Below are 21,437 nucleotides of genomic sequence, written 5' to 3' on the forward strand. Positions count from 1 at the left end.
GTGGGTCAGGAACGAACGAGGCGAGCGATGGCCGCCGAGGCTTCAGCGATCTTCTCCTGTGCCTCGTCGCCGCCGGAGTGGGCGGCATCGAGCACGCAGTGGGTGAGGTGGTCGTCGAGCAAGCCCAGCGCCACCCCCTCCAGTGCCTTGGTCAGCGCCGAGATCTGGGTCAGGATGTCGATGCAGTACTGCTCCTCATCGACCATCCGGTGGATACCTCGGGATTGGCCTTCGATGCGCTTGAGCCGGGCCAGGTATTTGCCCTTGTCGCTGATGTAACCGTGGGAGGAGTGTTCCGGTGCGGAGGAGTTTCCCGGGGCGGAGGCAGTGGTCATGGACTCACCTTCTCAGTGGATCGCGGTCGGTTGTGCTGCAGTGCACGCACTGTACTCGCGCCTGGGTGCAGGTCGAGTCGGCGCAGCAGTTGCGCGTTGAGTGCGACCACGACCGTCGAGGCTGACATCAGGATCGCTCCGACCGACATCGGCAGGACGAACCCGATGGGCGCAAGAATTCCAGCGGCCAGCGGTACCGAGATCAGGTTGTATCCCGCTGCCCACCACAGGTTCTGCTTCATTTTTCGGTAGCTGGCGTCCGACAGCTCGATGACCGACAGCACCGAGCGGGGGTCGTCGCTGGCGAGGATGACCCCGGCCGAGGCGATCGCGACGTCGGTACCGGCCCCGATCGCGATGCCCACATCGGCTTGGGCCAAGGCCGGGGCGTCGTTGACGCCGTCGCCCACCATCGCCACCTTGCGTCCTTCGTGCTGCAACTCAGCCACCTTGCTGGCTTTGTCTTCCGGGCGTACACCGGCGAACACCCGGTCGATACCGAGGTCGTGAGCGACGGTGTGCGCGACCGCTTCAGCGTCGCCGGTGATCATCACGACCTCGACCCCGCGGGCGTGCAGCGCCTCGACGGCTTGGCGGGATTCCCCACGCACCTCGTCAGCGAGTTTGACAGCTCCGATCAGCTCAGTGTCGCGGGTGACATGCAAGATGATTGCGCCGTCGGCGCGCCAGCGATCAGCGATGGCCAGTTCCTGATGGCCCTGTTCCTCGAGCATGCGGGGCCCGCCCACCCGCACCGTGGCACCCTCGACGCGAGCGGTCACACCAACCGCCGGTGACGAGGTGAAGTCGGTGGCCGCGGGAACCGGCTGGGCGCGGTCGCCGGCCGCTGCGACAATTGCTCGCGCCAGCGGGTGCTCGCTGTCGGCTTCGGCGCTAGCTGCCAGGGTGAGCACGGTGTCCTCATCGACACCGTCGGCGCCCGCGATCTCGATGACGGTGGGCTCACCCTTGGTCAGGGTTCCGGTCTTGTCGAACAGCACCGCATCCACAGTGCGCATGGCCTCAAGTGCCAACCGGTCTTTGACCAGCACGCCGCCGCGGGCGGCGCGTTCTGTGGCAATGGCCACCACCAGAGGGATAGCCAAACCGAGTGCGTGAGGGCACGCGATGACCAGCACGGTGATGGTACGAATCACCGCCTGGTCGGGTTGACCGATGACCGTCCACACGATGGCGGTGATGATCGCTGAGCCGAGCGCGAACCAGAACAGCAGCGCTGCGGCGGAATCGGCCAACCGCTGGGCGCGGGAGGTGGAGTTCTGCGCGTCTGCCACCAGGCGCTGAATCCCGGCCAGCGCCGTGTCGTCGCCGGTGGCGGTGATCTGGACCCGCAGCCCCGAGTCGGTGGCCACCGTGCCGGCCACCACCTGATCGCCGATGCCGCGGCGCACCGTGCGCGATTCTCCGGTGACCATGGATTCATCGAGCTCGGCCGAGCCGTCCACGACGCGACCGTCGGCCGGGACGCTGGCCCCGGGGCGCACGATCACCACATCTCCGACCTGCAGCTCACTGGGAGCAACGGTGGTGATGTGGTCGCCCTCGACGCGTTCGGCCTCATCGGGCAGCAGCGCGGCCAGCGAGTCCAGGGCCGAAGTTGTCTGGGCCAACGACCGCATCTCGATCCAATGCCCCAACAGCATGATCACGATGAGCAGGGCCAGTTCCCACCAGAAGTCCAGTTCATGGTGCAACACACCGATGCTCGCACCCCAGGACGCCACGAAGGCCACCGTGATCGCCAAGGCGATCAACAGCATCATTCCCGGTGCGCGCGACCGCAGTTCTGCAGAGGCGCCTACCAGGAACGGCCGCCCACCCCAGCAGTACATCACCGTACCCAGCACCGGTGAGACCCACTGCAGCACTTGACTATCGGGTAGGTCGTAGCCGATGAGCATCGCGAACATGGGTGAAAAGGCTACGACCGGCACAGCCAGGGCACCCATGATCCAGAACAGCCGGCGGAACTGCCCGACGTGATCACCATGGCCCGCATGCCCGCCATGCCCAGCGTGATCATGTTCGGCGTGATCATGGTCTGCGCGGGCGCGCTCAGCATGGTGATCGTGGTGGTTGTGTGACGCTGCGGCGAGTTGGCCGTGGTGGCGTTCGTCGGCGGCGTCGTGACCGGCGTGCTCAGGGGAAGAGTGCTCGGAGGAGGAGTGCTCGTTCATACCGTCACCTTATACCCCTGGGGGGTATACGTCGAGGGGGTGGTGGATGGAGTTGTGGTCGATGAGTGGGGCGGGCTGGTGAAGGCGCGTAACCGCAGGCTGTTGCTGACGACGAACACGCTGGACAACGCCATGGCGGCGCCAGCCAGCATGGGGTTGAGCAGTCCCAGCGCGGCCAGCGGTATCGCGGCGATGTTGTAGGCGAATGCCCAGAACAGGTTCATTTTGATCGTTTTCAGAGTGCTGCGTGCCAAGGCGATCGCGTCGGCGGCAGCGTTGAGGTCGCCGCGGACCAGGGTGATGTCGGCGGCATGCATGGCGGCGTCGGTGCCGGTGCCCATCGCCAGCCCGAGATCGGCGTGGGCCAGGGCAGCGGCGTCGTTGACGCCGTCGCCGATCATGGCCACAACCTTGCCTTCGGATTGCAGATCGGTGATGACGGCGGCCTTGTTGGCCGGCAAGACGTTGGCGATGACGGTGTCGATCCCGACCTCAGCGGCGACGGTGTCGGCGACGGTCTGGTTGTCGCCGGTCAGCAGGATGGGCGTCATACCCAGTGCGGTGAGCCGGGCGATGGCGTGTGCGCTGGTGGGTTTGATCGCATCGGCGACCGCCAGGACCGCATGAGCGCGGCCGTTCCAGCCGACGAGTACGGCGGTCTGTCCGGCTTCCTCAGCGGCGGCCTGTGCCTCGTTGAGGTGGGGGTCATCCACGGCGATGTCGTGTTCGGCCAGCAGCGTCGGACGCCCGACGGTGACAACTCGTCCCTGGACCGTGCCGCGCACGCCTCGACCTTCGAAGCTGCGGAAGTCTTCGACCTCGTCGAGCTGTCCGACTTCGGCGGCTGCACCAGCAGCAATGGCGGCCGCGACGGGGTGCTCGGAGGCGTTTTCCACCGCTCCAGCGAGGGCGAGCACGTCGGCGCGAGTGGTGGTGGGGGAGGTGGTGACCTGGACGAGTGTCATCTGGCCCGTGGTGACCGTGCCGGTTTTGTCTAGGACAACGGTGTCGATGGTTCGGGTGGATTCGAGGACTTCGGGGCCTTTGATCACGATGCCGAGTTGGGCTCCGCGGCCGGTACCGACCAGCAGTGCGGTCGGGGTGGCCAGTCCCAGCGCGCAGGGGCAGGCGATGATCAGCACAGCGACCGCGGCGGTGAACGCCGCTTGCAGGGGATAGCCGGCGCCGATCCACGCGCCGAGGACTGCGATGGCGACGGTGATGACCACCGGCACGAAGACGCTTGAGATCCGGTCGGCCAGTCGCTGGGCGTGGGCCTTGCCGGTCTGGGCGCGTTCGACCATCGCGGCCATTTGCGCGAGTTGGGTGTCTGCCCCCACGCGGGTCGCCCGCACCCGTAGGTGTCCGCCGGCGTTGACTGTCCCGCCGGTCACGGTGTCGGCGGGGGCAACCTGGACTGGCATCGACTCGCCGGTGACCATGCTGGCGTCAACTGCCGAGGTGCCAGACACCACCACACCGTCGCTGGCGATCTTCTCGCCGGGCCGCACAATGAACTCGTCGTCGACGGCGAGCTCGCCGATCGGTATCCGATGCTGGTGGCCGTCCCTGACCACCGTGACGTCTTTGGCGCCCAGCTCCAACAAGGCCCGCAACGCCGCACCGGCTTGCCGTTTGGACCGCTTCTCGAAGTATCGGCCGGCCAGGACGAACATCGTGACCCCCGCGGCGACCTCGAGGTAGATGTTGCCTGCACCGTCAGAGGCGCCGACCGTCAAGGTGAATCCGTGGGTCATGCCTGGTTGTCCGGCGGTGCCGAAGAACAACGCATACAACGACCACAACAGCGCCGCGGTGGTGCCGACCGAGATCAGGGTGTCCATCGTGGCCGCGCCGTGGCGCAGGTTGAGCAACGCGGCGCGATGAAACGGCCAGGCCGCCCACACGATCACCGGCGCGGCCAACGTCAACGACGCCCACTGCCAGTAGGTGAACTGCAACGTCGGGACCATTGCCAGCGCGATCACCGGTACCGAGAGAACCACCGCACCGATCAGTCGGTGACGCAAGGCCACGAGCTCCCCGTCGTCGTCCGAAGGGTCGTCGTCGGGGTCGGCGCCTGTGGGAATGGCGGGCAGCGCAGCGCGGTACCCGGCCTGTTCGATGGTCTCGATCAGCAGGTGGGGGTCGACACCGGCGCGTGCGCTGACGTGAGCTTTTTCGGTGGCGTAGTTCACCGAGGCGCTCACTCCGTCGAGTTTGTTCAGTGTGCGTTCGATGCGTGCCGCGCACGAGGCACACGTCATGCCCGACACGGCGAGTTCGACATCGACGGTGCCTGTCTGCTCGGCGGTGGCCGCAGGTGGGTGGATCGGAGCTGAGGTGGTCATGGGGAAGTTCCTCGAAGGGTGAGCGCCTCGGCGCAGTGCCTCGGTGCAGTGGCCCCGGGGTGGCGCTGGTTAGCGAGTTAGTGTCCGGCGTGCGGATCGGCCGAGGGGGCCGTGGAGTTGGTTGTCGGGGCCGGGGCGCCGGTGGGGGCGTCGAGAACGAAGGTGGCGGTGTGCACAGCGCCGTCGACCTGGAAGTCGAGGTAGAGCAGATAGCGGCCCGGGGTGGGGGCGGTGGTGGCGAAGCGGACCTGTGGTCCCGCGAGTTGACCGGCGGTCGGTGCCGCGCCCTCAGGGTGAACATGCAGGTAGGCCAGGTCGCCCTGACGCAGAGCCACCAAGTGACCGAAAGCGCCCAGATACGGCTGCAAGGTAGTGACCGGTTGTCCTGCTCGCCGCACGGTGACGGTCAATTCGGACTCGGCTCCCGCGCGCAGGTGCCCGGCCAGCTCGATGTCGAACCCGTCGACGGATGACTGTCGTGATTCGGCGGCGGCTGGGGCCGGCTGGTAGTCACCGCTGACTTCGACGGTGCTGGTCAGGGTGAGGGGTTGACCGGTGGCGGCGGGCACGAAGTCGGCATAGATCCGGTAGCTGCCTCCCGTCGCCCACTGCCAGGGCAGCGACCAGCGCCCTTCGGGCGAGAGAGTGGGGTGCACGTGTCGAAAGTAGGCGCCATCCGCGCGGACGACGATCAGGTGCAGCTGCTTGTCGTGCTCGGTGGCGAAGTCGGTGACCGCGGCCCCGGCGGCGTCGAGGATCTCAAAGCTCAGCGGTGCTTGCATCCCGGGCGCATGGGGTGCCACCACATTTCCCAGGATGAAGCCGCCTGCTGCCAGCGAAACCCCGCGAACCTGATCGGCACCGGGGGACGCAGATGATGACGGTTGGGCAGTGTGGCCGACATGGGTGGACTCGGCCGACGACGGTCGTGGCCGATCGGGTGCGACACCCGCGGCGATGGCATAGGCCGCGGCGAAAACTATCAGCAGAGCCGCAGCGAAGACGCCGAGCTTGGTTGGAACATTCATCGCTGGATTCCTGTCATCGGTGGTGGCGACACACACGCCGCCCGGAGAAGGGCTGAAGTCGCCAGTGGGCAGACACTTCAGCCCCTCATCGGCTACTGCGCCAGGTGGTAGCCGGCCTCTTCGACCGCGACGCGGATCGCGTCGGGCTCGATCGGGGCCGAGCTGGAGATGGTGACTTGCCCGCTGGCCACGTCGACCTCGACGTCGGTCACGCCGGCCAGTGCTCCGACTTCTTCACGCACCGACGACGCGCAGTGCCCACACGTCATTCCGGAGACGATCACTGTCGATGTGCTCATGAGATGTGCCCTTTCGGTACAGCAGTGGTGCCGACGACCCTCAGGAGGCCTGTCGCTGTGGCGTCTCGCCACACCACCTTTATACCCTACCCCCCTAGGGTAATCAATGGGTGGAGGTGGGTTGAGCTTCGGTGGGGGCGGAGACGCTGAGCCATCCGCGGCGGTGCAACATCAACAGGGCGGACGCCGCCGCTATGCCGGTGAGGACCAAAGCGATCCACACCAGTTCGGGCATGTCGCGGGTGGTGGCCGCGCTGAACAGCCACCCGGTCGCGGCATTGCCGAGCAGAATCCCGATCCCGACGATGGTGTTGTAGAGCCCGTAGTGGGTGGCGACAAGCGTGCCGCGGGCCAGTCCCACCACAGTGTCCATTTCGAATGGGAACACTGCTGCGGTGGCGGCGGCGAGCAGGGCTGCGGTGAGTAGCAGTGCGGCGATGTTGAGGGCGATGTTGCGCTGATGCGTTGCGGCGCTGGCGACTAGGGGCAGGAAAGCTGCAGCCATCAGTGTCATTCCCACGCTCAGGCTGCCGGTACTGCCCCAGCGGTTGCCGAACCATGCGGTGATGCGTAGCTGTCCGGCGATGGCCACCAGACCGGTCACCACAAACATTGCGGTGACAATGCTGGTGGCGAGGGTGGGGTTGTCCGCTATGCGGTCGGCGTGCAGGGGCAGCGCGAGGTAGACCTGAAAGGACAGCACATACGAGCTGGCCATCGCCACAGCGAAGAGCAGGAATCGCCGGTTACGTACGACGCTGCGCCAGTCCTGAATGATCGAGGTGTTGCTTGGGGCTGGTGTTGTTGCGGGTAGCGCTTTGATCTGCACGAGGGTCAGGACCGCGAAAACTGCTGCCGCACACAGGGAGGTGAGCCGAAAATCCAAAGCGGTCAACGCCAGTCCGACCAGCGGCCCGAGCAGGATGCCGGCCTGGTAGAAGACGTTGAACACGGCGAATGCTTCGATGCGACGTTCACCGGCGTCGGCGGCCAGGTAGGCGCGGACGGCGGGGTTGAACAGCGCCCCGGCGAATCCCGTTGCCGCCGAGGCGATCAGGATCGCGGGCAGCGAACTGGCCAGGGCCAGTAGGATGAATCCGATGACCCGCATCAGGCATCCGGCGATGATGAGCGGTTTGTACCCCCAGCGGTCAGCGAGTGTTCCCCCGATCAGGAACATGCCCTGCTGGGAGAAGTTGCGTATCCCCAGGACCAGGCCCACTGCCCATGCCGCCAGGGCCAGCGGGCCGGCGAGATAGGCGGCGAGATAGGGCATGAGCATGTAGAAGCCGAGGTTGATGGTGAACTGGTTGACCATCAGCACTTGGCTGGGGCGATCGAAGCTGCGGAAACTGCGGTAGAGGCGTCGCATAGGTCAGCTCGTGGGCTCGGTGTGCGGCATGTGGGTGGGGTCGATGATGGTGGGGCACCGGGTCCAGCTACTCGCGACCTGGGTCAGCGGATCGTTGATGGTGTGGGGGGCAGTGGGCGCTGGGGCGTCCATCAGGTCGTGAGCTTGGCAGTACTCGTCGTTGTAGATGGTTCCGTAGTAGCGGGCGGGGCCATCGGGGAAGACCGCCGCGATGCGCGTATCGGCCGAACGAGTGCGAGCCAGCCAGCCCGAGACCAGGGCCACCGCGCCCACGCTCCAGCCGCCGGTGGCGTACTGCGTGGCGGCCAGGGTGCGGCATGCCCAGACTGCTTCGGCCGGCGCCACCCAGTGCACCTCACTGAACTGGTCGTAGGCGACGTTGCGGGGGTAGATGCTCGAGCCGAGTCCCCGCATGATCCGTGACTGTGCGGGCTGGCCGAAGATCGTCGAGCCGATGGTGTCTACGCCCACGACTTCCAGCTCAGGGTTGAACTGCCGCAGAGTATGAGCCACACCGGCTGAGTGCCCACCGGTGCCCACCGAACACACCAGGACATCGATATGGCGCAGCTGCGCGATCAGCTCCACACCCAGTGAGCTGTAACCGGTCACGTTGTCGGGGTTGGAATACTGGTCGGGACACCACGCAGCCTCGTCGAGTGCGAGCAGGGCGCGCACACGGTCGCGGCGGGCTTGTTGCCAACCCCCGACCGGGTGGGGCTCGCTGACGACATCGACCCGGGCGCCGTAGGCGGCGAGCATTTGCCGCAGGATCGGTTCCAGTCCGGGGTCGGTCACCAAGGTCACCGGATGACCGAACACAATGCCCGCTAGCGCTAACCCCAATCCCAGTGTGCCGCTCGTTGATTCGATGATCTGCGCCCCCGGGGCCAGCTCGCCGCGGGCGCGGGCGCGTTCGACCATGTGCAGCGCCGGCCGGTCTTTCATGCCACCGGGGTTGAAGCCCTCCAGCTTGGCCCAGAAACCGTGCCCGTGCTCGGCAAAGGGTTCTTCGATCCGCAGTACCGGGGTGCCGCCGACCAGCTGACGACTCAGCCCAGCACGGCGCGATGTGGCCTCGGCAGGGAAGGTGGTGGCGAATGGATCACTGGTGGTGAGGCTGTAGGAGACAGTCACACGGGCATCCTCTGCATCGATGGACAGGATGTCGCCGGGCCGAAAGCAGATCAACAGTGTGAGAGGGAACTGGGACATATCGTTCGGCGCGGCGACACCGCCACCTTGCCCACTCAACCTCAAGGCTGATCGGCGGTCGGGATCAAGATCTGCTCAAGAATGCCCGCGGGGTTGGATGGTCGTGTAAACCACCGCCACCATAGGGACGTGCCTCATGACCGCGTCATCGTCGACGACGACCTTCGTGGGCCGGCGGCCCGACCACCGCACGGGCTACACGCGCTGGTCATCGAAGATGAGCCTGACATCGCCGAGGTTGTCGCCGACTACCTGCAGCGCAGCGGATTTGTGGTCACCATCGCCCACGACGGCCAAGAGGGGATCGCCGCCGCACGCACGGTGAGTCCTGCGGTAGTCATCCTCGATCTGGGTTTGCCCTCGATCGACGGCGTCGAGGTGTGTCGGCAGTTACGCACCTTCACCGACGCCTACATCGTGATGGTCACCGCCCGCGCCGACGAGGTCGACACCATCATCGGTCTCGCGGTTGGAGCCGACGACTACCTCACCAAACCGTTTCGTCCTCGTGAGCTGATGGCGCGCATCGACGCCATGCTGCGCCGTCCGCGCCCGACCTCGGCGGTAGACACAGCACACCCGCGGACACTGGGGGAGCTGACCCTGGACCCACAAGGCCGTGAAGTGCGGGTACAAGACACACTCGTGGAACTGACCCGCACCGAATTCGACGTTCTGGAAGCCCTGAGCCGACGGCCCGGTGTGGTGTTCAGTCGAGAACAACTGCTCACCGAAATCTGGGGACCCAACTGGGTCGGCGATGCCCACGTTGTCGAAGTTCATATCGCCAGCCTGCGCCGCAAACTCGGCGACAGCGCCGCGGCCGGTCGATTCATCCGTACCGTGCGCGGCGTGGGCTACCGGATGGGTGACGGCCAACCTCGAGGAGACAGCCATGAACGGTGATCGACGACGGGCACGTATCCCGGGCAGCTTCGGCTCCCGGTTGATGCTGGCCCAGGCCATCGTGATCGGCGGCGGCGGCATCAGCGTCGCGATCGTGGCACTGTTCGTCGCGCCGCACACCTTCCACGATCACCTCGGCCAGTCCAGCCTCGAACCGGGATCAGCACAGGCCGAACACGTCGAGGCCGCATTCACCTTCTCCATCGTCGTCTCGATGACCGCAGCCCTGGTCACCTCGACGATCCTGGCCACGGCCGTCAGCTGGTTCCTGGCTCGCCGCGTACAACAGTCAGTCGCCAGCGTCGCGCGCTCGGCTGTGGCGATCGGCGCAGGCAACTACCGCACCCGTGTTCCCGATCGCCAGCTCGGCACTGAGTTCACCCAGCTCAGCCGAGCCATCAACCAGCTGGCACAACGTTTGAACTCCCAGGAAGACATCCGCAAGCGGATGCTGTCAGACCTCGCCCACGAACTGCGCACCCCGTTGACCACCATCGGCGCGATCACCGACGCCCTCGAGGACGGTGTCCGCGCGCCCGACTCCCACACCTTCGACGTCGTGCGCACCGCCACCACCCGGTTGCAGCGCCTCGCCGAGGACATCGCGACCGTATCCAGCGCCGACGAGCATCAGATGCCATTGCAACCCTCGACGATCACTGTCAATGAACTACTCATCGCGACCTACGAAGAAGCCGCCGAGCTGTTCACCGACGCCGGCGTCACGCTGGGCATCGTCACCACCGCCGCGCGCGTACACATCGATGTCGATGCCGAACGAATGAGCCAAGTACTGCTCAATCTGCTCACTAACGCGCTGCGACACAGCTCCCCGGGCCAGCGGGTCGTAGTGAAAGCCGACACCGCCCCGGCACACGCGGTGCGCATCAGCGTCGTCGACTGCGGGGACGGGATTCCCGCTCAACACCTTCCACACATCTTTGACCGCTTCTACCGCACCGACTCCTCACGGACCCGAGACGCCGGCGGCAGCGGTATCGGACTCACCATCGCCCGCTCCATCGTCGAAGACCATGGGGGCACCTTGCTCGCCGAAAGCCTGGGAACCGGGCACGGAGCCACCTTCACCATCACGTTGCCGACCACAACACGACGTCACATCCACCGCAGCACCCCTGGAACCGAATTCTCCGCAGCCATCGAACACCGCCCGCCTCGCGGCGCTGCCGATGCGCTCCAACGGGACCGAGCTACTAACTGAGGTAGTCCGTCGTAAGATTGACCCGCATCTAGAGATGGTGGGTGAAAATGACTGGGCTGGGTTCGCTGGAACGCGCAGTGATGGACGTGCTGTGGTCGGCCGGTGCGGCGATGTCGGTGCACGACCTAGTCGAGGAACTCCACGACCGCGAACCGGCCTACACCACAGTGCTCACCGTCGTCACCAACCTGCACAAAAAAGGGTTCGTCGGTCGAGAAAAAGTCAGCCGCGCCTACCGGTACTTCCCCATGCAGACCCGCGAGGAGGCCACCTCACGCACCTTGCGTCAGGTCCTCGACGCCAGCGGAGACTCCGCGGCAGTACTGATGCACTTCGCCCAGACCGTGACACCCGCCGAGCGGGAAGTGCTCAGCGAATACCTCAGCCGCAAACCTCGCCACACCCGCGGCGGCGGCACCAAAGCCTAAGCCACAGAAACGTTCCAAGAGTCGAAATCCCGGCCCGACTACTCAACCGGCGCGCGCCCCTTGACTGCGGGAAGTAGATGCGCCGCCAGCGCACCGGCCACACCCGCAGCGAAGGCCGCAGCACTCAGCGCCGACACCCAGTCGTGCACATCCACCGCGGTCAGCATCCGCAGCTCGACCTGATCACCGCGCCCGACTCCTGACGGGTCGGATGGCACGAGATCCGACGTTCGGAGCAGCATCACCAGCCAGAACGCGGCAACCGCCTCAAGCATCACCACGGCAAGGCCCACCGCACGAGAGATCGTACGGGCAGGACCGCGCGGGCCGAACCGATCCGTACGCGGCACCTCGACACCGTCAGTCATGCCCACCACCTCCTCCGCACACTCGCATCACGCCCCACTTCTACTAACCACCTTCGTATTTTGTGGGAATCGGGCGTGGGCGCCGGGAACGAGGGCGTCGAAGCCATCACCGCGGGAGGCCGGCCGGGCCAGGCGGAAGACTATCGCGGCCACCAGACCGAAGATCGCGATCACACTGCCTGTGCGGGACCACCTCGGGGTTCGATTGAGCTCCGCCCTCAACGCCAGCTCGGCGATCGGATCAGCAGGCACCGCGCCAATCTCGATCGGCGCGCCCGTGGCGGCGAACACGATGAACACCCACATCGCCGAGGCCATCCACACGAGCGGGTCAACCATTACAGCCAACGACGTACCGTGCAGATGAGCAGAAAACAGCATGAGCGCCCCAACACAGAGCATCACCAACACGATCGCCGACGAGAAATCGCCCTGGGGAGCAACCACCATCACGCCGACGGCCGCACTCACGGCCACCGCACACGAAACAAGCGCCCGCCACGCCTCCCCACCTCGATCCGGCTGGCGGGCAGCGGCGACACCACACGCTACGACCGCACCGAACAGTCCCAGGAGTGTCCCTTGGGCCACAATGTTTGCGATCACCACGCCTCCAACAGCCAACCTTGAAACTATGCTAGATAGTAGTTTAGGTGGGCTGGAGGGCGCTGACGGAGGGGGAGTAGCTCTATCTTCTTCGTCGGTGGGACCGCCGCCTGCATCGATGAGTTGGTCCTCGCCCCCGATTTGGAAGCCTGGGACATCGAACTCGACCACGAATCATGGCTCACGACGCGTTCAACCCGCTGCCACCCGCTACGCGCTGACTTCGTTCCTAGCCCGTCCTACCTCACGATCAACGTTTTCGCGACGTCTCCCCGCGGAGCTGTGACGGCTACGGTTAAGCAATGTCGTCGACGGGCGTTGTGCGGGTATGGCATTTCAGTAAAGGGTGGGGTGTGTTCGACTCACCGGACACTCCCGGCGGGGTGTACGCCGACGCTCAATCGCTCAGACTCCTAGCGGTAGCCGATCTGAACGATCCACTCGCTTCGATGGGTTTGCGTCCGGGGACGGAAGTCGAGTTCGTTTGGTCAGATGCTGCGGATGACCCGCTCGAAGGTTTGCGCTACGAAGTACAGCAGGCGTGGCCGATCGGCGTGGCCGCTACTCCGCCGTCGCCGCCGGCCGGGGCGTTCTCCACCACCTTTTGGACCAGCGAGGGTGACGCCGGCCCAGATGGTTTGACATCGATGCGCGAGCACCGCCACGAGCAACACTTCAGGTCCCCGCGATCTCTCGATGTTATGTAAGGAGCGCTTGAAAGATACTCTCCCCCAGTGATTTACAAGTGCCATCTAGCTATCTCCCTCGAAGATTCGCGTGTGATGTGAGCGTTGAGACGAGATTAGGCGAGGTAGGTTTCACCACCCGCACTGTCTACTATAGTTGACATCCCCGCCGTCGCATATAGTTGGCGCGTGAATATTCGGGACCGTAGCGACAACCTGCGTGCGGTAGGCCTCGGCCTTCGTGCGTTGCGCCAGTTGCGCGGGGAGACCCAGGCAGAGACCGCTACTGCCATCGGGGTCTCGCGCCAGTACGTCTCCGAGGTTGAGGGCGGCCGGAACATAACGCTTGACCTGGTCTTTCGATTCTCCGCACACTTCGGCGTCCCCCCGTCCGCGATCGTTGAACCCAACCGTAAACAGTAGGTACGACACCTCGCGCGCGCGACCGCCAACACGAGCGACACTTCACCACCGTCGAGCTAGGTCACCGTCGAACGAGGCAACGGGTTCAAAGTCCATCCAGTGGGAGTTCGAGTGCCGCAGAAGGCACAGGGGGATGATCAGTGCAGTCAGAACCAAGGCCCGAGTCTGGACATACTGCGGTATATGAGTTTCCCTACCGACAGGGCGGGGCCAAAGTGCGCCTCACGCTGCGTGTTCGCTGGGAATCCGATCTGGAGCGGGGACTGAGCACTGCGTGGTGCGCGTCGTTCAGCCGCCCACCGTGGCGACTGGATGGGGAGGCCTGCGGCCTGGTCCCCGTCGATGCCCTGAAGGATGTGGTCGCCGCCGAGCACCAAAACGCCGGCCCCGTTGGCCCCGCGCCGTAGAGAGATGGCGAGCACTCGCGAGTCCAAACGATAATCGCCGCGTCCGACAAAGCCTGTCGGACGCGGCGATTGGTGGTTTGTCAGACGCTAGTCAGCGACCCTTCGGCTGCTCTTTGAGGAGCATGTTGCCGATGGGCACGCCGAAGTTGTACGTCGTGCCGACGTAGCCGTTCTTGGTTCGGCGATACTCGGTCCGGTAGTACCACTCGACGGCCGGGTGCGACGAATAGCTAGCCACGCCACCGTTTTTCGTCGGCCGGATCGAGTACTGATACACGTTTGCCGGGCCGACGCCGTAGTAGTCCTGCTGGTAGGTGTTTCCGATGACCCGAACATTCGACTCAGGTGTCGGCACGACGCCATACATGAGGAGCTGATGCTTGTAGCGCCCCTCTTTGATCTTCGCGTCAGAGTCGCCGGCACCGGCGACCAGTCCGAAAGTTGCTGCTCCGGCGATCAACGCCCCCGCTATTAATCGTTTCACAAGGTTCGACGCTAGCAGCCGAACGCCGGTTTCCACTCGGGCAAAGTCGATCCCGTGAAAGTGGCTCGGTTGTCCGAGCAGCACGCTTCGAGTCCGGCCAGTTCCACGAAGCGAGCATAGGCAGAACGTATGACATTCGGTGTCGCGAGCCTAGCCAGAAAACGTGATGCATGTACAGTTACGTCACTGGTGACGTAACCCGTTGTCCCACAACGCATTTCGCCGATAATAGCGATTATGTCAGGTAAGCCTGACGTCGATTCGGGTAGCGTCTGGGCATCCTGACATTCGGGTGTACCCTACCAGCATGGGTTGGATACATGAGACCGACACTCATTTGCACGAGGCGGCGTTGGTGGCGGTATTCGAGGACGGCGCCGAGAGCCACGCATCGACCATGGTCGACGGCGCCGACTACGAGATCGTTGAGCGGGGCCGAACCTCGAGCGAGGATCGTTTGCGGCCGTCGACCGAGATTGTCGGCTGGCTTCTGCGGTGCCATTGCGGCCGCTCGAACAGTTCCGACGGCTCATCCTGGACCGATCCCGTCCAGTGGACACGGGTGCCCTCAGCCTCCCTCGAGGACCTGGCCCGGCATCGTGTGTTCGCCCCAGACGCTGACCTCGACGTCGGCGTGCGAGCCGAGGTCGCCGCGGCCGCCACAGCAGTGTGGCGGCGTGAGCATCTTGACCCGCTCGACGTCGACGGCGAGATCCGGGCGGCGGTCACAGCCCGCAGGGACGCCGACGCACAACTCGACGCCGCGGTGGCCAAGGCCCGTCGACTGGGCCGTTCGTGGGCCGAGATCGGCGCGGCGACCGGCATGACCCGGCAAGCAGCAAACGAGCGCTGGAAAGACCGCACGTGAGCGTTGTCGGGTCATTCCGGGGTCCCGGTAGTAATGGCGCAAAAAACAACGAGGTTCGCGTAGCGCCTGGTCGGCGGTGATTTCTCGGTTCGGGCTGCGGGCCGGGGTGGTTGGTGCTTGGCTTGGCTGCCGATGAGGTTGGTCGGCGTTTTGGAGGCTGGGGTTCGTGGCGACGCGGGTATTCGCGGACGAGGAGTTGCAGCGCCTGCGGGAGTTCCCGGAGATCAGTCGTGAGGAGTTGTTCCGGTACTTCACGCTGACCCCGGCGGATCTGGCGTTCGTTGCTCCGCAGGGCAGGGGCCCTGCGGTCCGTCTGGGCCTGGCGGTGGCGTTGTGCACCTTGCCGTGGCTGGGGTTCGTGCCGGACAAGGTGTCGTCGGCGCCGCCGGTGGCGGTGGCCCGGTTGGCGGATCAGCTGAATGTCGATGCGGTGCAGCTTCGTTCGTATGGCAAGCGGGCGCAGACGCGGACCGAGCATGTGCGGCTGGTGGCCCAGTATCTGGGGTGGCGGCCTGCCGGGTCGATGGAGTTGAAGGAGCTGGATGAGTTCCTGCTGGCGCGGGCGATGGAGCACGATTCGCCGACTCTGTTGTTCCGGCTGGCGTGTGAGTACCTGATCTCGGCGCGGGTGATCCGGCCGGGCCCGGACACGGTGGTCCGGCGGGTCGCGCATGCTCGCACGCAGGCGCAGCGGGAGACCTATGACCGGTTGGCGCGCGAGTTCACGCCGCAGCGGTGTAAGGAACTGGATGCGTTGCTGGTCGTCGACCCGTCTATCGGGATGTCGCGGTTGCGGTGGTTGTCGACCGGCCCTGTGGAGGCGTCGGCGACCGCGGTGAAGGCCGAGGTCGAGAAGCTGGTGTTCCTGCGCAACCTGGGCGCGGATGAGCTGGATATGTCGGTGCTGCCGGCGGAGCGGCGGCGGTTCCTGGCGACTGTGGGCCGACGCTTGACGGGCCAAGCCTTGGAACGCCGGGATCCGGCGGCTGCGCGGCCTTGACCCTGTACTCGGGTACAGGGTTGAGAATGTGTGCATGCGGACCGGTGAGCTGGCAGCCAGGGCGGGGATCAACGCGCAGACCCTGCGCTATTACGAGCGCCGTGGTCTGCTCGCGCGACCGGCGCGGTCCCCGGCAGGCTACCGCAGCTACCCCGACGAGGCGGTCGCGGTGGTCAGGTTCGTCAAACGATCCCAGGAGCTGGGGTTCACCCTCGACGAGGTCGCCGAACTGCTGCGGCTGGCCGACGGCGGCCCCGACGACTGCGACACCGCCCGCGCACTGGCCGAGTCGAGGGTTGCCGAGCTGGAACGGCGTATCGCGGACCTGCAGCGCATGCGCGGCTCGCTGGCAGAGTTGATCGCGACGTGCGAGCTGCCCCGCAACCGCCGGTCCTGTCCGATCCTGACCTCGCTGCACGAAGGAGACCACCCGTGAAACTGGAAATCCTCCAGGTCCCCGACTGCCCCAACGTGGCGGTACTCGAACAGCGCATCCGGCAGGCGACCGCCGGCCAGCCGGTGCAGCTCGAGATCACCCGCCGTGTGATTGACGATCCCGGCCGGGCCGCCACCGCGGGTATGACCGGATCACCCACCCTGCTGGTCGACGGCTGCGACCCGTTCGCAACGCCGGGCCAGGTCCCGAGCCTGTCGTGCCGCCTCTACCCCTCCGACACCGGGCGGCTCGACGGCGCACCCTCGGTCGCCGCGTTGCGCGCCGCGTTGCGGCTCGTCCCGGACGGCACCGCGGCACTCGGGGACGACACCGCATCCTCATGCTGCACCCCACCCGCCGCCGAATCTCCGGCAACAGTGCTCCGCGCCTGGCGCGCCGCCGCGCAACCGGCAGACCCCACCGAAAAGGCTGTGCACCAGGCGATCCTGCGTGCCTTCGCCACCGATGGGCAGGCGCCGACCGGTGACGATCTGACCGAGATGGCCGCCGGGCCCGACGTGCCGGTCGAGCAGCTACTGCGCCGCCTGCACGACGCCGACATCGTCCGCCTCGACGCGACCGGGAGCATCGCGGCGGCGTATCCATTCTCGGCCACACCGACGCCGCATCGAGTCCGGATCGCTGGTGGAGCCACGGTTTCGGCCATGTGCGCGGTCGACGCGCTCGGTATGGCCGCGATGCTCGACACGCCGGTGACGATCACCTCCGCCGACCCGGTGACCGCCGACCCGATCACGGTCACCGTTGACGGCGGGCACGTCACCGCCGACCCGGCCACCACGGTCGTCTTCGTCGGCGCACAGGCCGGCCCAGGCCCGTCCGCCGACACCTGCTGCCACTACCTCAACTTCTTCACCGACCGCGCCAGCGCCCAGGGCTGGGCAGACACCCACCCCGGCATCGGCGGCGTTATCGTCGAACTCCCCGACGCCCACCACCTCGGCACCACCATTTTCGGGCACCTGCTGCACAGCTGACCGCACCCGGGCGTGCCACAGATAACACCCTGTTATCTGTGGCACCATGAAACCCGGCCTGCGACGACTCCGCTCCGGCGGTGCGCGAAGCGGCCCTGTTATCTGTGGCAAGCAGGCCAGGGAGGTCACAATGTTGCCGTCCGGGATCACCGTCCGCGCCGCCGGCGACAGCTTCCTCGACTCGATCCACTCCCCGAACACCCGCCGCTCCTACGCCATCGCCGTCGACAAGACCACCGCCACGCTCGGCGAGACCCGGCCGCTGGCCAACGTCGCCGACGACGAGATCGGCGAAACCCTCGAAACCCTGTGGGGCTCCTCAGCAGTCCATCAAGCTGATCATTCTCGTCGTGATCGTGTCACTGTGGCGGTGAGGGCGCGAATCGGGTGATTCATCTCCTGCTCACCGCTTTTCGGATCGCAACGGTCCGGGCACGTGGACCCTCAGGCCGGCTCCAGGGCCCGCTTGGCCTTCTCCAGTGCGGCGAGCGTTCGCAACACCGAATCGCGCTTGGCGGTCAAGTCGGACACCTTGGCCTTCCCGCTCAGGCCGGAATCCGCCTGGGCGACGGCCAGCCGTTCCTCGATTTCGGTGAGCTGCCCCAACAAGGACTGGGCGCGGCTCATCAGCTCCGCACGGTCGGGTCGGGAGACCCCCGCCGTCCGGGCGCTTCCGGCCCCGACGTTCTTGGCGTTGGACGACGTCGGGTTTCCGCTCGCCTTCGTGGTGGTGGATGCCGGTCGTGCGACGCCCCGCTGCCCGGACCGGGCGCGCCGTGGGGGCTGTGTGCGGGTCCCATTCAGCACTGCCCAGGCATCACGGGCGGCCACCCGGTGGTCGCGTTCTTCGTCGTCGTCGGACGTCAGGGACGCGCCCAGGGGTCGCAGACCATAGAAGCCGACGAACTCGCGAGCCGCCGCGATGGTCTGTTCTGCTTCGCGACAGCGCCCGCACCGCGGTTCGCCGCGGAGTTCTGCGATGTCGTCGCTGGATGAGCACCACACACAGGCACGGGCAGTGGGATCGGTCACGAGGGCGTCAGCAGCAGCGAGATTCACGGGTGAATACACTACGGCACAATGTCTTTCACACTGAAACCGGGCTTCGTCCCACGGCTCCGGATCGGGCTTGCACTGGTAGTTCCCACGTCGGACCACATTTTCACGCCCGCCGAAGGCGGGCACGTCTGGTCGCCCGGGCCGATCTCCACGACGTGTGGCGTCGGCGGACACCGCAGGGTTCTCGGAATCATTCCGCCGAGCCACCCGTTGGTGCCAGCATGCGAGCAATCACTTACGACCGCTTCGGCGGTCCCGATGTCCTGGAACTGACCGATCTCCCCACGCCCAAGGTCGGTCCCGACTCCGTGCTGGTGCGCGTGCGGGCCTCGAGTGTGAACCCGGTGGACTGGAAGGTCCGCGAAGGCTACCTCGCCGAGATCATGGATACCGTGTTCCCGGTCGTCCCGGGCTGGGATGTCGCCGGTGTGGTCGAGCAGGTCGGCTTGGACACGCCCGAGTTCGAGGTCGGCGACGAGGTGTTCGGTTATGTGCGCAAAGACGTGGTCGGTGGGGAAGTGGCGGGTGGTACGTTCGCCGAGCTGGTCGCCGCTCCGGTACGGACGCTCGCGCACAAGCCGTCTGGCTGGTCGTTCGAGGAGGCCGCGGCGGTTCCGCTCGCCGGCCTGACCGCCTACCAGACGATCCGCCGCGCGGGCGTGCAGTCAGGGCACACCGTCTTGGTGCATGCCGCTGCCGGCGGCGTCGGATCGTTCGCGGTGCAGATCGCACGGTCGCTCGGCGCACGGGTGATCGGCACCGCCTCCGACTCCAACCACGAGTTCCTTCGAACGCTGGGCGCCGAACCCATCACCTACGGCGACGGTCTGGCCGACCGTGTCCGCGCACTCGAATCCGAGGGGGTCGACGTGGTCCTCGACTACGTCGGTGGTGACGCGCTCGACTCGGTCGGCGATGTGCTGCGCGACGGCGGCACCGTCGCCTCCATCACCGACGCACGGGCGCGAGACGAGTTCGGGGGCCACTATATATGGGTACGGCCCGATTCAGCGGATCTCGCCGAGCTGGCCCGACTCGGCGAGGCCGGCAGCCTCACGCCCGAGATCGCCGAGGTGTTCGAACTGGCCGACGCCGCCGGCGCCCACGAACGCAGCGAGTCCGGTCACGTACGCGGCAAAATCGTCGTACGCGTCGCGACCGACTGACAGCGCGGGTGACCCCTGGTGACCACCGATCAGGGCATCTCCATCGTCTGGGCACGACGGATCTCCTGCACAGCTCGGGTCAAGTACGCCGTCGGGTCGACCCCTGCACGTGCGGCGAGGTCGGTGATGACCACCAGTGCAGCAGCGGTGGTCTCGGTGTCCAGTGGGCCGGCGGACGACATCGCATCGGAGCCGGCTGTGTCGCCCACCCCCAGGGCACCGGTCAGCACCAGCGCGATGCCTGCGGGACTGACAGCAGGGTTCCACGAGGCGGCAGCACGGCTCGTGGAGGTGATCACCTCGGACACATCGTCGCCGGTCAGCCCATCCGGAAAGACGGTTTCGAGCAACTCACGCAGCATGAGCGCGTGCACCTCACGCGACTCGGGCTGCAGCGCAAGAGAATCAGCCGCGGCACCGAACGCTTCCGACTCGTGGGCGCGCGCAGCATGGAGGGCGTGATCGGTGGCCTGCGTGACCCTGTCCGCTATCGGCGACCGGTCGGAGTGTGATTCGTTGTGAGGCATGGGAACTACTCTTCCTGTGTGTCCGGTGGCAAATAACCCGGAAATGTACGAGGACGGTCACCCCAGGTGACACTCCACAGGGCACCGGCCACAACGGGAGTTCTCCACACCGGCGTCCGACCTCCGGGCACGAGCCGGTTCCCCTGTCAGTATTCCGCACATGGGAATTCGCTACTACGCCTACCCGTTGCAGCCAGGCGATGTGAACGAGGCTCGACGCAATCCGTATCCGTTCCTCTCGCCGGACCCGCTGATCGATGCATGGGGACCTGAGGAAGACCGCCCCCGGATGCTGTATCTCGACAAGGCGTGGCGAGAGCTCCAGCACGTCTTCGCCGTGACCGACGGCCGGTTGCAACCGCGGATCTCCTTGGAGCTCGTCAAAGGAAACGTGACCCCGGTGGGGCCGTACGGCGGTCATGTCGGGTTCGTGCACGTGCTGTCTCCCGATGTGGTCAAAGAGGTTGCGGAAGACATCGTCATGGTTGAGCCGATCGTGGAGACCGACATCATCGAGGCAGTGCCGTACTCGAACGCCGACTACGCCAACTCGTTTCTCCGTGAGGCACAAGACTTCATGGTCGCCCTCGCGGACGATGGCCTGGGACTGGTCTACACAATTCGATGAGGCGACCGGTGGCGTAGCCCAGCCGCGCGACTCCGTTCCCATCATTTCGTCACGGGTGACGAAATGTACTGACGCCATTGCGCATTGGCAACGGGCACACCTCGAGGCGGGATGGGTTCCACAGCGTGCTGCCTGCGAGGCAGCCACGCGCAACGGGTGCCAATGGTGATGGTGACAGGTTCGTCGCTGTCGCCGCCGCCTAACGCCGATCCCGGAGAAGTGACGGGAGCCGATCGCTGGGCTGCCATGGCGACGGGACGCTGGCGATGAGCCTGCATGGTTACCCGCGGCGCAGAGCCGAGTCCTCGTGCCTGCTTCGACCCAGCTTCCTTAACTGGTAACGAGACGTGTTCAAGTAGGACGAGTAGCAGAGCGCCAGGACAACTTCGAATACCACCCCGATCCGGCCTCTCGAGAATTGAGCGCG

At 66.0% G+C, this 21,437-nt stretch carries 22 protein-coding genes and 1 pseudogene; 11 read left to right on the plus strand and 12 right to left on the minus strand.

Annotated features, from left to right (window positions below; genetic code table 11):
• Positions 1-5 precede the first annotated feature (5 nt).
• The 7 genes from ABIC25_RS22325 to ABIC25_RS22355 form a co-directional block, all read right to left on the minus strand.
• A complete protein-coding gene (locus tag ABIC25_RS22325) occupies positions 6-335 on the minus strand; it encodes a metal-sensitive transcriptional regulator (protein WP_006357621.1) in 330 nt (109 codons plus the stop codon).
• Entirely contained in the window at positions 332-2,533 is a 2,202-nt protein-coding gene (locus tag ABIC25_RS22330) for a heavy metal translocating P-type ATPase (protein WP_035718243.1), read from the minus strand. Before ABIC25_RS22330 ends, ABIC25_RS22325 begins: the two co-directional genes overlap by 4 nt.
• Positions 2,530-4,884: a heavy metal translocating P-type ATPase gene (locus ABIC25_RS22335; protein WP_010844647.1), complete on the minus strand. Its 2,355-nt coding sequence runs from the start codon at positions 4,882-4,884 to the stop codon at positions 2,530-2,532. Before ABIC25_RS22335 ends, ABIC25_RS22330 begins: the two co-directional genes overlap by 4 nt.
• A 77-nt stretch (positions 4,885-4,961) precedes the next feature.
• Complete coding sequence (locus ABIC25_RS22340; protein WP_006357624.1) at positions 4,962-5,912, minus strand: DUF8832 domain-containing protein; 951 nt, start codon at positions 5,910-5,912, stop codon at positions 4,962-4,964.
• A gap of 92 nt (positions 5,913-6,004) precedes the next feature.
• Positions 6,005-6,211, minus strand: coding sequence for a heavy-metal-associated domain-containing protein (locus tag ABIC25_RS22345; RefSeq protein ID WP_006438347.1), 207 nt, complete (start codon positions 6,209-6,211; stop codon positions 6,005-6,007).
• Positions 6,212-6,314: 103 nt separating this feature from the next.
• Positions 6,315-7,583, minus strand: coding sequence for an MFS transporter (locus tag ABIC25_RS22350; RefSeq protein ID WP_006357626.1), 1,269 nt, complete (start codon positions 7,581-7,583; stop codon positions 6,315-6,317).
• A gap of 3 nt (positions 7,584-7,586) precedes the next feature.
• A complete protein-coding gene (locus ABIC25_RS22355; RefSeq protein WP_035718250.1) occupies positions 7,587-8,720 on the minus strand; it encodes a PLP-dependent cysteine synthase family protein in 1,134 nt (377 codons plus the stop codon).
• 282 nt (positions 8,721-9,002) lie between these two features.
• Here ABIC25_RS22355 and ABIC25_RS22360 point away from each other — a divergent pair, with 282 nt between their 5' ends.
• Genes ABIC25_RS22360 through ABIC25_RS22370 form a run of 3 tightly spaced genes read left to right on the plus strand, consistent with a single transcriptional unit; the run spans position 9,003 to position 11,354 of the window.
• Complete coding sequence (locus ABIC25_RS22360; protein ID WP_042375763.1) at positions 9,003-9,704, plus strand: response regulator transcription factor; 702 nt, start codon at positions 9,003-9,005, stop codon at positions 9,702-9,704.
• On the plus strand, positions 9,694-10,926 hold the full coding sequence (locus ABIC25_RS22365) for a sensor histidine kinase (RefSeq protein WP_006438349.1): 1,233 nt from the start codon (positions 9,694-9,696) through the stop codon (positions 10,924-10,926). Before ABIC25_RS22360 ends, ABIC25_RS22365 begins: the two co-directional genes overlap by 11 nt.
• A gap of 47 nt (positions 10,927-10,973) precedes the next feature.
• Entirely contained in the window at positions 10,974-11,354 is a 381-nt protein-coding gene (locus ABIC25_RS22370; RefSeq protein WP_006438350.1) for a BlaI/MecI/CopY family transcriptional regulator, read from the plus strand.
• A 38-nt stretch (positions 11,355-11,392) separates the two neighbouring features.
• Here the strand turns inward: ABIC25_RS22370 and ABIC25_RS22375 are convergent, their stop codons facing one another.
• Together ABIC25_RS22375 and ABIC25_RS22380 are read right to left on the minus strand one after the other, a co-directional pair.
• Entirely contained in the window at positions 11,393-11,722 is a 330-nt protein-coding gene (locus ABIC25_RS22375; RefSeq protein ID WP_248642662.1) for a hypothetical protein, read from the minus strand.
• Positions 11,723-11,749: 27 nt separating this feature from the next.
• Positions 11,750-12,193, minus strand: coding sequence for a hypothetical protein (locus ABIC25_RS22380; protein ID WP_231380857.1), 444 nt, complete (start codon positions 12,191-12,193; stop codon positions 11,750-11,752).
• 1,010 nt (positions 12,194-13,203) lie between these two features.
• On the opposite strand from ABIC25_RS22380, the gene ABIC25_RS22385 reads away from it, so the two are divergent.
• On the plus strand, positions 13,204-13,437 hold the full coding sequence (locus ABIC25_RS22385; RefSeq protein ID WP_051995443.1) for a helix-turn-helix transcriptional regulator: 234 nt from the start codon (positions 13,204-13,206) through the stop codon (positions 13,435-13,437).
• Positions 13,438-13,935: 498 nt separating this feature from the next.
• Here ABIC25_RS22385 and ABIC25_RS22390 read toward each other — a convergent pair whose 3' ends face one another.
• On the minus strand, positions 13,936-14,328 hold the full coding sequence (locus ABIC25_RS22390; RefSeq protein WP_354563215.1) for a hypothetical protein: 393 nt from the start codon (positions 14,326-14,328) through the stop codon (positions 13,936-13,938).
• A gap of 307 nt (positions 14,329-14,635) precedes the next feature.
• Here ABIC25_RS22390 and ABIC25_RS22395 point away from each other — a divergent pair, with 307 nt between their 5' ends.
• From ABIC25_RS22395 to ABIC25_RS22415, 5 genes and pseudogenes are all read left to right on the plus strand, one after another.
• Entirely contained in the window at positions 14,636-15,196 is a 561-nt protein-coding gene (locus ABIC25_RS22395; RefSeq protein WP_006438310.1) for a hypothetical protein, read from the plus strand.
• A gap of 166 nt (positions 15,197-15,362) precedes the next feature.
• Positions 15,363-16,193, plus strand: a pseudogene (locus tag ABIC25_RS22400) (DUF4158 domain-containing protein); the annotation flags it as partial.
• Positions 16,194-16,230: 37 nt separating this feature from the next.
• Positions 16,231-16,632 (plus strand): MerR family transcriptional regulator, encoded by a 402-nt coding sequence (locus ABIC25_RS22405; protein ID WP_006438312.1) that lies wholly within the window; start codon positions 16,231-16,233, stop codon positions 16,630-16,632.
• On the plus strand, positions 16,629-17,630 hold the full coding sequence (locus ABIC25_RS22410; protein WP_006438313.1) for an alkylmercury lyase family protein: 1,002 nt from the start codon (positions 16,629-16,631) through the stop codon (positions 17,628-17,630). The genes ABIC25_RS22405 and ABIC25_RS22410 overlap by 4 nt, the downstream gene beginning before the upstream one ends.
• Before the next feature lie 130 nt (positions 17,631-17,760).
• Positions 17,761-18,021 carry a hypothetical protein gene (locus ABIC25_RS22415; protein ID WP_248642666.1) on the plus strand — a complete coding sequence of 87 codons (261 nt, stop codon included), beginning with the start codon at positions 17,761-17,763 and terminating at the stop codon, positions 18,019-18,021.
• A gap of 53 nt (positions 18,022-18,074) precedes the next feature.
• Here ABIC25_RS22415 and ABIC25_RS22420 read toward each other — a convergent pair whose 3' ends face one another.
• Positions 18,075-18,701 carry a hypothetical protein gene (locus ABIC25_RS22420; protein WP_354563217.1) on the minus strand — a complete coding sequence of 209 codons (627 nt, stop codon included), beginning with the start codon at positions 18,699-18,701 and terminating at the stop codon, positions 18,075-18,077.
• A gap of 209 nt (positions 18,702-18,910) precedes the next feature.
• Between ABIC25_RS22420 and ABIC25_RS22425 the strand changes: the two genes are divergently transcribed.
• Positions 18,911-19,855 (plus strand): NADP-dependent oxidoreductase, encoded by a 945-nt coding sequence (locus ABIC25_RS22425; protein ID WP_354563219.1) that lies wholly within the window; start codon positions 18,911-18,913, stop codon positions 19,853-19,855.
• Positions 19,856-19,884: 29 nt separating this feature from the next.
• Here ABIC25_RS22425 and ABIC25_RS22430 read toward each other — a convergent pair whose 3' ends face one another.
• Complete coding sequence (locus ABIC25_RS22430; protein WP_248642671.1) at positions 19,885-20,382, minus strand: hypothetical protein; 498 nt, start codon at positions 20,380-20,382, stop codon at positions 19,885-19,887.
• 160 nt (positions 20,383-20,542) lie between these two features.
• Here ABIC25_RS22430 and ABIC25_RS22435 point away from each other — a divergent pair, with 160 nt between their 5' ends.
• Complete coding sequence (locus ABIC25_RS22435) at positions 20,543-21,010, plus strand: hypothetical protein (protein WP_064570179.1); 468 nt, start codon at positions 20,543-20,545, stop codon at positions 21,008-21,010.
• The last annotated feature ends 427 nt before the right edge of the window (positions 21,011-21,437 follow it).

It is taken from the genome of Gordonia sp. PvP123 (assembly GCF_040547295.1).
Lineage (GTDB): Bacteria > Actinomycetota > Actinomycetes > Mycobacteriales > Mycobacteriaceae > Gordonia > Gordonia terrae.

Excerpts from the sequence above, each read along its gene's own strand:
- ABIC25_RS22325 (WP_006357621.1), bottom strand. The coding sequence starts at position 335 with ATGACCACTGCCTCCGCCCCGGGAAACTCCTCCGCACCGGAACACTCC.
- ABIC25_RS22330 (WP_035718243.1), bottom strand. The coding sequence starts at position 2,533 with ATGAACGAGCACTCCTCCTCCGAGCACTCTTCCCCTGAGCACGCCGGT.
- ABIC25_RS22335 (WP_010844647.1), bottom strand. The coding sequence starts at position 4,884 with ATGACCACCTCAGCTCCGATCCACCCACCTGCGGCCACCGCCGAGCAG.
- ABIC25_RS22340 (WP_006357624.1), bottom strand. The coding sequence starts at position 5,912 with ATGAATGTTCCAACCAAGCTCGGCGTCTTCGCTGCGGCTCTGCTGATA.
- ABIC25_RS22345 (WP_006438347.1), bottom strand. The coding sequence starts at position 6,211 with ATGAGCACATCGACAGTGATCGTCTCCGGAATGACGTGTGGGCACTGC.
- ABIC25_RS22350 (WP_006357626.1), bottom strand. The coding sequence starts at position 7,583 with ATGCGACGCCTCTACCGCAGTTTCCGCAGCTTCGATCGCCCCAGCCAA.
- ABIC25_RS22365 (WP_006438349.1), top strand. The coding sequence starts at position 9,694 with ATGAACGGTGATCGACGACGGGCACGTATCCCGGGCAGCTTCGGCTCC.
- ABIC25_RS22370 (WP_006438350.1), top strand. The coding sequence starts at position 10,974 with ATGACTGGGCTGGGTTCGCTGGAACGCGCAGTGATGGACGTGCTGTGG.
- ABIC25_RS22375 (WP_248642662.1), bottom strand. The coding sequence starts at position 11,722 with ATGACTGACGGTGTCGAGGTGCCGCGTACGGATCGGTTCGGCCCGCGC.
- ABIC25_RS22395 (WP_006438310.1), top strand. The coding sequence starts at position 14,636 with ATGGGTTGGATACATGAGACCGACACTCATTTGCACGAGGCGGCGTTG.
- ABIC25_RS22405 (WP_006438312.1), top strand. The coding sequence starts at position 16,231 with ATGCGGACCGGTGAGCTGGCAGCCAGGGCGGGGATCAACGCGCAGACC.
- ABIC25_RS22415 (WP_248642666.1), top strand. The coding sequence starts at position 17,761 with ATGTTGCCGTCCGGGATCACCGTCCGCGCCGCCGGCGACAGCTTCCTC.
- ABIC25_RS22425 (WP_354563219.1), top strand. The coding sequence starts at position 18,911 with ATGCGAGCAATCACTTACGACCGCTTCGGCGGTCCCGATGTCCTGGAA.
- ABIC25_RS22430 (WP_248642671.1), bottom strand. The coding sequence starts at position 20,382 with ATGCCTCACAACGAATCACACTCCGACCGGTCGCCGATAGCGGACAGG.
- ABIC25_RS22435 (WP_064570179.1), top strand. The coding sequence starts at position 20,543 with ATGGGAATTCGCTACTACGCCTACCCGTTGCAGCCAGGCGATGTGAAC.